Annotated in this window: 14 protein-coding genes; 1 reads left to right on the top strand and 13 read right to left on the bottom strand. The window is 42.2% G+C overall.

Going from position 1 to position 12,160, the window contains the following annotated elements; genetic code table 11:
• Positions 1-207: 207 nt before the first annotated feature.
• From I6E26_RS10235 to I6E26_RS10175, 13 genes are all read right to left on the bottom strand, one after another.
• Positions 208-633: a hypothetical protein gene (locus I6E26_RS10235; protein ID WP_235321766.1), complete on the bottom strand. Its 426-nt coding sequence runs from the start codon at positions 631-633 to the stop codon at positions 208-210.
• A gap of 14 nt (positions 634-647) precedes the next feature.
• Positions 648-1,184: an N-acetylmuramoyl-L-alanine amidase family protein gene (locus tag I6E26_RS10230; RefSeq protein ID WP_235321765.1), complete on the bottom strand. Its 537-nt coding sequence runs from the start codon at positions 1,182-1,184 to the stop codon at positions 648-650.
• Positions 1,185-1,186: 2 nt separating this feature from the next.
• Positions 1,187-1,612 (bottom strand): phage holin family protein, encoded by a 426-nt coding sequence (locus tag I6E26_RS10225; protein ID WP_235321764.1) that lies wholly within the window; start codon positions 1,610-1,612, stop codon positions 1,187-1,189.
• A gap of 1 nt (position 1,613) precedes the next feature.
• Positions 1,614-2,438, bottom strand: a complete 825-nt coding sequence (locus tag I6E26_RS10220) for a hypothetical protein (RefSeq protein ID WP_235321763.1) — start codon at positions 2,436-2,438, stop codon at positions 1,614-1,616.
• A gap of 38 nt (positions 2,439-2,476) precedes the next feature.
• Positions 2,477-3,229: a hypothetical protein gene (locus I6E26_RS10215; protein ID WP_235321762.1), complete on the bottom strand. Its 753-nt coding sequence runs from the start codon at positions 3,227-3,229 to the stop codon at positions 2,477-2,479.
• 4 nt (positions 3,230-3,233) lie between these two features.
• On the bottom strand, positions 3,234-3,473 hold the full coding sequence (locus I6E26_RS10210; RefSeq protein ID WP_235321761.1) for a hypothetical protein: 240 nt from the start codon (positions 3,471-3,473) through the stop codon (positions 3,234-3,236).
• Complete coding sequence (locus tag I6E26_RS10205) at positions 3,473-6,445, bottom strand: hypothetical protein (protein ID WP_235321760.1); 2,973 nt, start codon at positions 6,443-6,445, stop codon at positions 3,473-3,475. Before I6E26_RS10205 ends, I6E26_RS10210 begins: the two co-directional genes overlap by 1 nt.
• Position 6,446: 1 nt before the next feature.
• Positions 6,447-7,355 carry a hypothetical protein gene (locus I6E26_RS10200; protein ID WP_235321759.1) on the bottom strand — a complete coding sequence of 303 codons (909 nt, stop codon included), beginning with the start codon at positions 7,353-7,355 and terminating at the stop codon, positions 6,447-6,449.
• Between the two features lie 22 nt (positions 7,356-7,377).
• Positions 7,378-7,851, bottom strand: coding sequence for a hypothetical protein (locus I6E26_RS10195; protein ID WP_235321758.1), 474 nt, complete (start codon positions 7,849-7,851; stop codon positions 7,378-7,380).
• Position 7,852: 1 nt separating this feature from the next.
• Positions 7,853-8,188: a phosphoribosylformylglycinamidine cyclo-ligase gene (locus I6E26_RS10190; RefSeq protein ID WP_235321757.1), complete on the bottom strand. Its 336-nt coding sequence runs from the start codon at positions 8,186-8,188 to the stop codon at positions 7,853-7,855.
• A 5-nt stretch (positions 8,189-8,193) separates the two neighbouring features.
• Positions 8,194-10,557, bottom strand: coding sequence for a hypothetical protein (locus tag I6E26_RS10185; RefSeq protein ID WP_235321756.1), 2,364 nt, complete (start codon positions 10,555-10,557; stop codon positions 8,194-8,196).
• A gap of 169 nt (positions 10,558-10,726) precedes the next feature.
• Complete coding sequence (locus tag I6E26_RS10180) at positions 10,727-11,041, bottom strand: hypothetical protein (RefSeq protein WP_235321755.1); 315 nt, start codon at positions 11,039-11,041, stop codon at positions 10,727-10,729.
• A 3-nt stretch (positions 11,042-11,044) separates the two neighbouring features.
• Positions 11,045-11,623, bottom strand: coding sequence for a major tail protein (locus I6E26_RS10175; protein ID WP_235321754.1), 579 nt, complete (start codon positions 11,621-11,623; stop codon positions 11,045-11,047).
• A gap of 353 nt (positions 11,624-11,976) precedes the next feature.
• Between I6E26_RS10175 and I6E26_RS10170 the strand changes: the two genes are divergently transcribed.
• The coding region (locus tag I6E26_RS10170; protein WP_235321753.1) for a transposase at positions 11,977-12,160 on the top strand (184 nt) is incomplete at its 3' end.

Raw genomic sequence — 12,160 nt, 5'->3', positions numbered from 1 at the left:
ACGTATGGCGAAACTCATGAAGCACTATGATGTAATCTACTAAACTTTTTTACACAAAGTTCTTGACACACCCCTATTATCAGCCCCAAAAAACATTGTTGATCTTTAAATTCTAAAAATATATTATTTTTCCCCACAGACTTAATATGTCCCCATAAATCAAAATAAGCCTGCTCAGAAGATTTTTTCTTCCAAGCAGGCTTATTACTATTTAGTCACCAGCGCACACAGCACACCGGCAATAATCCAGGCTGCTGTCTTTTCACGCTTCAGCTTATCTCTCTTCAATTGTTCCTCTTTGGCGAATTCTTCGAAGTATATCCTGGCATTCTCCAATGAGTTCTGCTGTTCTAACATTTCCTGTTCCAAGCTCTTCATTTGATTGGATAGCAGACTGTACTTCTCCTCGGCCTGCTGTAACTGCCTGTCCGATTCCATCACCTGTTCCTTCTGCATCTCTAAGGTCACTGATTGCTTGCTGCTGATTTCGGATAGCTCCATCAAGTTCTGTTCTAACCTCGTCAGTTCGCTCTCCGTCACCGCATACATCGGCTCCGCAGCCTCTGAAGCAAAGGACAGCTGCGGCACCGATAACAAGACAAGCAATAACAGCCACCAATATCTTTTTAACATTCATGGCTCCCTCCTCAAAGATAATCAGTCACTCCGCGGGCAATGGCTCTGGCAAAGTCATCCTGATTATTCCGTAGCAGCTTCTCATCGTCCTCATTGGAAATGAATGCCAGCTCTACCAATACAGCCGGCATATTTGTATTCGTCAAGACATAGAGTCCATTGACACCAGGACGGGCTTCTTTAATGCCCCTATCTGCTGTATCAAAAGTCCACAATATCTGCCCATTGATGTACTTGGCAAGATTAGCTCCGTTCTTAGAGCCATGGCAGTACCATGTTTCCGTGCCATTGGCAGCGGAATTTGCTGCGCTGTTGCAATGAATGGAAATAAAAAGGTCTGCTTCAGAAGCATTGGCTTTCCGGCAGACCTCATAAAGACTATCACTCTGCAGGATTTCTGTTTCAATGCCCACAGCGTTAAGGTAATGGGCTGTAAGTCTTCCTACCTCTGCTGCTACATCACACTCCCTAAGACCTGTATATACATTGCAGGCACCAGGATCTGGATTCCCCCCTGGTGCGTGACCAGGATTAATAAATACCTTCATAATTACTTGTCCTCCTTTATGTGCTTTTCACTGGCAATCCTAGCCAAATGAACTCTCAAAAAATCTGGGATGATATCACCATACCCAAGTTTATCGACATTTTCTACGAGGCTCATAGCCTCAATGATTGCAAAACCTGTAATGACCATGCCCCTAAAAAACATCGTCCCCATAACATTATCAAGCATGACCGCCACAACGATACATAAAAGTATCCCGACCTTCTTCATCACTCCATGGCTACCAATCCTGGAGCTGAGCATTCTGCCCCGATAGGCTACCGCCACTCCAGTGACGAAATCCACCACCATGAGTACAGCCAAGGATAACACCGGAGCATCAATACCTCCAAGAAGCCAGTCCATTATTCCCCACACCAACCCAAATACACCTCCCGTTTTTAGTTCTGTTGCTGTCCATAAAAACATCTTAATTCCCTCCTCTCATGCACAGCTTTTTTAAACTGCGCAGCTTCTTAATATTTCTTATCCTAAAAGTACGAAAAGACCAGGCCCTGCAAAGTCTCTGCATACTCCCGCTTCTCGAAAAATAGTAAATATCGACATGATCCATGACAAGCCATCCCCCCTCGACCTCGACACAGTCAACGATAAATTTAATTTTGTCAAAGTGCACTGTTGTGTTTTTTATGAATATCCTGTTGCTATCAAGATTAATGTTGACGCTGTATTTATCCAGCATCCATACAATCGAATCCTCTCTATACGAGATTAGTTCTAGATAGGTCTTTGGAACAAAATTGAATGTGTATCTATCTGAATTATGAAACCAGAGCTTATAGGTTACCTTACCATGTATGGATAAGACACTATTCCAATAGTAATGCAGACTAGTAAGATGGTCTGTCTGGTATTTTACGATCTCAAACTCATCTGCATACGTCTCAACTTCTAGTTTTGAATCATATGTTGTATTTGAATCAGCCTGCCCTACCACTACATAATCAGTAGCAATCCTGCCTACATCTGGGGACACCCATACTGCCGCATCCTCGCTGATTTTATCCATTGAATACCCACCTAGAGTGCCTTTTAATAGAAAGCCCATTGACAGACTGCCCTCAAATGGAATCCTGCCATCTATTTCTTCTACGGTATGAGCATACATACGCCAGCAAGATGCAGCTGAAACAGTAGCCTGCCATGTTCCATCAGGATGACAGGCCATAGCTGAAATATTCACATTGGTCGTCCTATGATAATATACCTTTGCCGATATCTTTTCTCCCAACACCTTTACGGCCTTCGCCTTACATTCCCCAGCAATTTTAGCTAATGAGAAGGACACGATTTTTTTCCATTCTTATAAAGATTGATACAGCCATAATGACTTTCCTGGTCCTTTGCTGCATTAAATGTTACTGTCGCTATAACAGGATACACATCAAGTTTTATTTCTTCATCATGCTCTTTCACTCCCAACCAGGCTGGTATATGAGCCATATATGAGTATGAATCACCAATGATTGTATACGTTGTTTTGGCATTTTTCATACTGATGCCTCCCTCTATACCGTCCCAGTTATTACCAGCCCAAGTAGTATAGGTTTCAACATGTTCACCATAGTTTCCCGCCTCCAAGTAGTAATCAGCTGTAATATCCAGGATGGCAATATTGTCCTTATTATGTATGACACAGGCATCCATTATCTCTAAATCGCTATCAGCATGTGGATAGGTATTTTCGCCATAATGCCATGCCTTGTCATAATACATAAAAAGTGCACCACCATCACTCCCGACAATGTATCTGGCCCTGCTCTCTGTCACTGGATTAACCTGTTCTTCTGCCAGGGCATCAATTTTACAAATATTGCCCCCATCAGCCAGCCATAGATACCCACTTTCATCACTAACAGGAATATAGGCCTCACCGCCAGTTGGAATACTTCCGTAAATAATTTTGCCATCAGTCCAGACCATCTTGCCGGGAACTACCGGAGCATTACCTGCAATAAAGAGCGTAGAGCCTCGGCTGTCCATAGCGGTTCTCCCATCCGTATTTATTATTTCTGTCTGATACATATTATCACGCCAATCCTATTACTACAGCTCTGTAATTATCCGCCAGCTGGCACCACACGCGTACACCACCCATGAGATGAGAGCTGCATACAGATATTGCGTAATAGCTCTGGCCACTGATGGTAACACTTGTAGCGCTATTCATGATACCGAGTTTTGCTCCCACATCAGAAGGATTCTGTGCTTCTTCTGCCTTTTTGTAAATCAGCTTAACCGCTTCAGAAAGTTTCCCTATATTATCCACTAATACCACCTCACAAGCGTTATGCTCTGCTTTAACTCTCTAGTTGTCTGACTTATAGTGTTCGACTGCAGATAGTATTCACTGCCTCTAAATCTCACACGTTCCGTAAAATCTACGACATGATCCGCTAGATACACATCCATACTTACAGTTTCCTTTATCCTTCGATTAAGCCATTTAAGCTCATTCGTCAGTTCCTTTAGATAACCGTCATCTTCAACAGGGAAGCCTGCATCATCGATAAAATTATAAGAACTGTTATTATTCTTAACATCACCATAATTAGCTCCGCCCATGGTAATACTCTCCTGATTCAAGAGATACTGAGAAGCCACTGCCGCAGGAGAACCTGTTGAAATGCTGCTGCCTTGATATTCATCATCAACATATACCGATGTACCATAGAAACCGCTGCCAAGAGGAGCATGAATGGTTTTTCGTACAGTCTGACTTCCATGTACATCAGTGGTTATTTCGACCTCGGAACCGAGAATCTTGGGTCCAGAGCCAAAGCCATAATTATAATTAACCTCTGTTATACTGCCATCTGCATGCTTCGTTGTCTTACTGGAAAGATATACACCCGTATCCTGAGTTCCTTCATAGGAATAAGATGTTATATTGCCGTTTGAGATCTCACTGATTAAATATCCATTTGAGTATGAGCATGTAGCATCGCCAAAGGAAATGGTTCCAGAAAATGGTACCGGCATGACATTTACTGAATGTGCTTTATGGCTGTAGCTTGACCTGGATTTAGCACTCCACATTGTTCTTACGATTTCACGCTGATATTTTGGCCTCGTGTAATGCCACTCTGTAATATCTATGACAGATGTTTCATATCCGCGTTGAATAACATTTAAAGAGTTATCCGCGGCACGCATAAAGACATTTATCTGCTTGTGAGGAATACTGGAACTCCAACCGAAGAGTGAGCTTATGATGCTGTCATACGTCTGACCACCACCAACCCAGCTAGATGAATGCTTAAAATCACGCATTCTGAAATTAAGTCTTTTACCAAATGCTGATGCAATCTTACCAGCATGGTAGCTAACATTTCGCAAAAGAGTCGATGTGCTGTAAGTCATCGGCGTATAAAGGATTCTATCAACGTCATACATGCCACTTGCTGAGATACTCAAACCTGTATAGTTGATTTCAGAAATGGCATAGCTATACTTGAAGTCTATAATCTGCCCGCTAATCTCATCCAGGACATCTATTGGCTGGGTGGTTTCAAGTTCAAAGGTATCCGACAAGCTCAGCTCGTTTAAGACAATAGTCATGCTGACCATGCCGTTTTTCTCTTTACATGGCGGATGAGTGAATGGATCTGAAACCTCATCTCTATTATTTGGCAGATAGAAATTTGTATCAAATGGCATACGCCTGATGGTGTCACTAACGGATACAGACTTAAGTTTCACATCCCTTTGAACATCTGCCACAAAATCAACAAATGGTACAATAACAAGCCTTATGCTGATGTCCCCATCGAACTGTACTCCTGGTTTTATCCTGCGCTCTGCATCTGGAATCATCACAAAATTATTTTGAGTTTTTCGTTTGGTATCTACATCCAAAATAACCTGCTCAAGATAATTATCCTTTGTCTTCCGCAACGTGTCTGTAAATATTTCCTCAGTTCTAAAAAGGCTTCTTGCCAGGTCAAAATGAGAGAACGAATACATACTGTTTATGCCAAGCTTCAATGCCGTATTGTAATCGTTGGTAATGTACAGCTCTGAGATATAGAAATCATTTTCCAGTTGCTCGTTATATACATAAAATCTTTCAGGCACAATATTATGGTAGCCCTCATAATCTTCCTGACAGATAATTTTCGCTTTGCCATCAAGATATACCTCAAACAAGGCATTAGGGCCTGTTTTCTGATGAATAACAACTCTTGTTATGGTATTACCTGCTGGTGATGGCGTATAGTACGGGCTCTGGTCATACCAGAAGGTAATCATGTTGTTACTGGAGTATTTATTCCAATAATGCAAGGTGTTACTTGTTTCGCTCCAGGAGTAAGCTTCATCGGTTCTGCTGTGCCCTGAAAAATAAAAGGTTAGACCTTTGCTGACAGAGACTCCGCTTGGGACATAAAAATCGAATGCCACCCATATATCTTCCACCTCAACAAGCTCCAGCTTTTTACTTTTCAGCACCGCCTGATTTTTCTCACTTACAGGAAACTTAGGAACCTTAAAAGACGCCGCCTTTATTGCTCTGCCTGAGTAGCTATGAGTTGAATCCTGACTTATAGTATAGTCCGTACACTCAGCAAATAGTGACGAATCTGATGGATTGTAATAAACCCATTTCTCATTGCCTAAATCTGTAAAACCAGTACCAATGCCAACGTCATAGCAGGTAATCTCGGCTGCTGTGTCTGCAAAAATATCCTGACCTGCAATAATTTCTCTTGAACTGTCCGTAAGTATGTCATGTGGTAGAATATTTTTTACATCAGTATCCACCAGAAAGCTGAACTCTTTAAATTTTATATGATGCTCGTAAACAGACTGCGTGTCGGCAAACAGTGAAATACTTCTTTTTTCTGCTCTAGCCAAATCAGCAGACACTTCATCACTGCACATAATCCTACGTACAAGGTCAGCTTTTATATCACCTGATTGAGTAGGTATTCTGCGGACAGTATCTTTTACCATAGTGAAACTTTCACCGTTATATGGCCTGCAGAGAATATAAGCTTGGACGGAATGTATATTTACTCCACTATGAGGATAGCCTATCACAGCTACTCCAGGTACACGAATACCAACACCAGCAGGTATAGTATTGTCTACCTCAGACTTTAATATGGCATATCCTTTGACATCATTTAAACTCACACCGCTGTGGGGTTTATAAGTAATATATGTCTCAGCACCTTTAAGGACCGCTCCATTATGCAGTTTTTCCGTAATATATGCTCCCACATTTACATTCATAGACATATCACTCACCTGCAGTTACTGTTATAATCTTCCCCTCAATATCATCCTTAATCCATTTCAAGTCTCCGCTTTTGGTGGCAGCATAATTAAACGTATAGTCATTGCCAGAAGCCGATACATCAGCAGTGCCGAGATTATGACCATTAAGACGCAGTGACAGTTTACTTATATCAGCATCTTTTGATGTAGGCTGCAGGCATACACCCACTCCAGTTATTTCCATACCACTCAGTTCTTCGGCAGTCAATCCGCTGATAGTATATTCGGCCTTACCACCTACACCTATAGTCTGCTCTGTAGATGGTTCTATGTTTAGCTTGTAAAATTTCTCAAAACCAATACGGCCCTCATCAGATACAATAAAATGTGATAGTACCACGCATTGAGAACCTGTTTCATGATGGATTCTGGCATAATTAAATGCAGCAGTACCAAAGTTTGTAGAATGTGAATAGGAAAAAGCCAGCTTGTGATTTACCCATACATCTACCCTGCCATCTGCACCAGTCCTGTAGTGTACCTCTACATTAGCCCAGCCGTTATCATCTATGGCATAGCTTGTTTCACTCATGTAGATAATATTTCCGTTAAGTCTTACTGCACCAGTCAGGCTGTTAATATTATGAGTCAGCTTTACCATCGGCAGCTTATCACCAAAGGATATGAAGAAAGGCTGGGTTGAGCCAGCCGACACTATAAAATCAAATGAAAACCAGATTTCTGTTATCTCATCAAATCTATTTTCCACTCTAGCACCAGAGGAATCTCTCAGAGTAACATTTGGTAAGTTTTCATTAACAAATTTGATTTGTACATTGGACATAGCATATTTTCCTGTGTTGGCTGTAGTCTGCAGTGATGCATTTCCGTTGCTCAACAAGCTATAAAGACCAACATTGACCTTTTTCATTTATCATCAGCCTCCTACATAGTTACATCACAGTAATACTGCCGCCATCATCAGATGCTGTCTCATCCGCTTCTACAATGCCTTCAATGTGTATGCCTACTGTCCTATCTGTCTGTGGTTTTTCATCACTTGACGCTGATGCTTTTACCCAGAAGCAGTAGTTTTCGGCGCAGATAATATCCTCGATAACCAGTGAATCTGCCCAGGTTGTAGGTTCGGTTTCACCAGTGTATTTTGCCACCTTCCACTTGGACACGTTGCCACCTTCATCCTGGTAAACTGAACCATCCCAATATTTAAAGCCAACAACCGTAGCACCATTTGTCCTGTATCCATCTTCGCAACGAAGGGCTACCTTAATAGACTTACTCTCATTTTCAGTAGCGTTAAGCGTCACTGATAAAGGCGAAGTTTGTATCATGTTCTCTGATACCAGAGTGCCGTCCTTCTGCCCCTGAGTTGGATTATCCATATATAAAGAAAGATATGTACTCATTTTAAATTCTCCATAATTCCAGTTCACAATCTATGTATTCAGGGAATCTATCATTGTAGCCGTAAGAAATAACACAGACGCGCATACCATGCCATGTTACTCCTGACTGGTCGATAAACGTCACAAGCTCCCTTTTATGAAAATATCCCCAAACCTTCAAGAACTCACTTTTGTGAAATACCGCCGAGAAACTCATCTTATCCCCACTCTCCACATGCCCATAATCCTGGATGATATTTCCCTGATCTGTTTCAATAATGCTCTGCCTGTCGTCTGGCTTTAGCTTAAAATTGGTAGCCCTTGAGAGCGATACTGCATCACCGATATGTATTTTCATGATTATCACCTTCCGTAAGAAATACCATACTTATCTGCATTTGGCATACGCTCCAGGATTTTCTTTGCAGCTGTCTGAGCTACCTCATTGCCAACATCCTCTAGGCCCGTAACACTTACATTAAGGTTGTAATTAACCTCCTGGTTCTGTATTGCAGGTTGAATGTTCTCCGAGATAGCCCCGCCCATATTACGCATGCCTTTCTCATACTCAGGAGAATATAGCAGAGTTGCTTCAGTTCCTCGATAGATAAAGTTAGTTGGAGCCACATCATAGATGGGAATCATATTCTTCTTGGCCTGTTTCATTATCTGCTGAAAACCCGCAATCTCTCCTGGCGTAGTCCAAGCATTGTCAGGAAGTCCTGCGTCTTTTCTCATCTGATTAGCAATTGCAGACATGGCTCTTTGCTGCTTCTCATTCTCATCACCATACCCAGATGCCATTTCTTTCCTGTATAACTTAAGGTACTTATAGTTCTCTTTGAACATATGGAGAGCAGTATCTTGCTGCAACTGACGCTTCTGTTCTTCCGCCCATCGAGTAGCTTTTACTTCATCTAGGCCTTTTTGTCGCCATGCTTCCTTCTCTCGTTCGATGTTATCTAAACGATTCTCATACTCAGTTTTCCATATGGAGTCAATGCTCTGCGCTACCTGCTCATTGAACTCTTTTATAATTTTAGCCTTCTGAGCCTGCGTTGCTCTCTCGATTTCTACTTCACTGGCACCCTTCTCCTTAAACTTCTCCATTGAAACATCAATGTTATGAAGCGAAGTTTCCAGGTCTGTATGATAAAAAGAATACATGCTCTCCTCTAATTCCTTGTTTGCTTCAGCTGTTTTCTGAGCCTGAAGCTCTGCTTCCTTGGCAGCGCGCTGGGCAGCAGCTTCTTTTTCCTTTGCATCTGCTTCAGCTTTATCCTTTTCTTTTTTCTGAGCGGTAGCAGCCTTTTTCTCCTCACGCTCTTTTCGCCTATTATCCCAAAATTGCTCCACAAGACTTTTAGGAGTATCATTGAAACCAAGTTTATCGAGCATACTGCCTTCAGGAATTTTCTGCGACTCATTGATGAATTCCCTAATCTCTTTTATATTCTCTGCGTTAAGGCCAACCGCATCGAAAACATCCGTCAGAGAGTCGACACCTTCCTTGGCAGTCTTAATCATACCAACAAGGGCATCAGTGAGGAGAAGGATGCCTTCCTTGTTGTCTTTTACAAGGCCGACAAGTGTCTCAAGACCTTCTGCCACACTTGGCATCATCTCTTTGGCAAGAGGAAGAAGGGCAGCACCCATAGCGGATTTTAGCTGGCCCATTTCCATCTGCATTTTCTGCCATTCAAGATATGTCTTATGGGCATCTTCCGGGTTAAGTAATCCAGTGGTTTTGATTCCTTTAGAAATTTCAAGAAGGTCTGTATACTGCTCCAGGATTGGAATGAGCGCTGCGCCTTTAGCGCCGAGGACTTCTGCCGTAAATGCTTCTTCCTCACCTGCCATCTGAGCAGTTTTGTAACCTTCAGATAATCTGGCAAGCTGGTCATTTATTCCCAGGAGATTTCCCTGAGCATCCATCAGGCTTATACCAAATTTATCAAGGGCTTTACTAGTGGCATTACCCTTTTCTCCGGCAGACATCAGCTGCTTATCGAGCTTGGCAATAAACGGCGTGACAGCGTTTATATCTCCACCAGCCAAAGAAAATACTCGCTTCAATTGTCCTGCTTCGGCCGCAGTCATATGGAGCCTTTGTGTAAGTCGATAGGTTGCCTCGCCCCCTTCCATGGCAGCCTTGGTAAGATTAAAAAGGCCCGCACCAGTCGCAGCTATGGCTAGAACAGTGGCCAATTTACTGCTTAGAAAAGCATAACCTTCTCCCAGCTTTCCTACAGCGCCTCTGGCCTCATTTGCTGCCCTAGACATTCTGCCGAAACTCTGCGTAGTCTTTGGTGCGAGCTTATCCATCTCAACGCCAACAGCCCCTAGTCTATTCTGTAGGCCAGCTACTACCTTTTGCTGAGAGAGCAGTGCCATTTCAGCTCTAGCTGTCAAATCATGGTCTTTACCATAGTTTTTCGTGTAGCTTTGCAGCTGAGCCTGAAGAATGGCTTCCTTTTGCTTTTGGATGTCTAGCTGTCTATTAATACTCTCATAGCGGACCTTTATTTTATCAAGCTCAGATCCTGCCGCCTGCAGCTTTGCCAGGTCGACATCCGTCTTTATTTGAATTTTTTTATTTTCCTGATTGAGCTTTTTGAGGGACTGGCTTACAGTCTTGCCCGCTGTATCAAAGCCCAGCTTTAAATCCTCAATATTAAGCCCCAGGCTTATATACAGTGCTTCAATTTCCTGGCCTTTTTTTGCCATTATCCCATCACATCCTCGATATATACAGGCTTCATATCCTTCTTGGCCATAACGACTAACTGGTCAAGTATGATTTCTAGTTCAGTCTCATCAATCTCTTTTATGGTCCAGCCGTAAGCTGACTGCAGCCGTTCGTAGAGATTTAAAATGTGCTCATAGGGAGAAAGATTTACTCCTTCTCCCTCTCCTCGTTTGGGAACTTCACAGTTCGCTCAAAAATGACTGCTTGAAGCCAGATAAAGAGCTTCCTGAAAAGAGGTACAACCTCCGAAATCTCTAAATTCTCATCGATGCTATCTTCATTCACTACATCTGGTTTACCAAATGCGATGATGATAAGGCGAATATGCTCCTGCAGAAACTCATCAAGACGCTTGTTATAAAGGTCATTTTCAATGCTTCGCTGAAATTCTCGCCATACCTTCATCTTCGGATTGGCTGGTTCAACCCTGACTCCATTAATTACGATTGTCGGTTTATCCATACATTACACCTCCCCATACCAGGCAGTTTTAGTTTCTTCGGTAAAACCTACAGCTTCCTCATCCGCCTGGCTATAAGCCTTACCGTCAGCAGTACGGTATATTGCCTTGGCGGTCAAGGACGGTGTATTGTACTGGATGTTATCTCCCTTGGTCTGGGAAGTTTCCTCTGGCTCAGAAAACTGAACCTTATAGAATTTGCAGAAGCGCTTCTTGCCATTACGTTTGTTAGATTCAAACATCACAGCAAAATAAGGAGCCACATCATCTTTAGTTACAGTCATCTGACCATTCTCGATGGCATGGCCCAAAAGATATGCCTTGTACTCCAATGGCAAGGTGGCTGTACCAATAGTCAACTCATACTCAGAGGTGGTATTAGCTGTATCTACCGCCTGGTCATCTGCATAAAGAGTAGCCATAGCACTCTGTGGCTTAATGCCAATTTCTCTGACATGAGGAATGGATATAACTTCCTCATAAGTAGCAGTGCCATTTGCAGGATCCTCCATCAGTTTTGCGATATGGAAATTCTGCAGGCCAATAAATGGCGAATTGGTTATTCCTGTATTTGGTTTAGACATCAAAATCAACTCCCGTTCTATAATCTACAATTTTTGCTTTCAAATCATCTTCGCGCTGTTCAATAGCCTGAACGCGCATGAAGCCTAAATTTAGCATTATACGATTCACATATCGGTAAATTTCTTCATACCGCCCATCTTTAGTGACGATATGTATCCTGACAGTTACTCTCGACTGCAGTTCTATATTATCGCCATGCAAGGCCGGCACATCAGAGATAATGCTATACACGATATTAGGATACCGGCAGCCATGAGGACTGACTATAATGGATACCAGAATCTGAACCATATTTTGAAAATCTAAGCGTGCATGTTATAGTAAATATATAACAATCTAGGAGGATTTTTTAATGACACGCTGTCAATATACACCAGAATTTAAAAGTAAAGTTGTTCTGAATATTCTTCAAGGTAATCAAGAATTGAATGAAATATGTGCTCAACATAACTTAAACCCCAATATGGTTAGAAAGTGGAAGCAGGAATTCTTACAAAATGCTTATCTTGTATTTGGTGCAAAATCTGAGCACAAAC

This window comes from Anaerovibrio lipolyticus, assembly GCF_021531495.1.
GTDB lineage: Bacteria > Bacillota > Negativicutes > Selenomonadales > Selenomonadaceae > Anaerovibrio.
The sequence above is the reverse complement of the archived record's forward strand: the minus strand, read 5'-3'. Positions and strand labels throughout refer to the sequence as shown.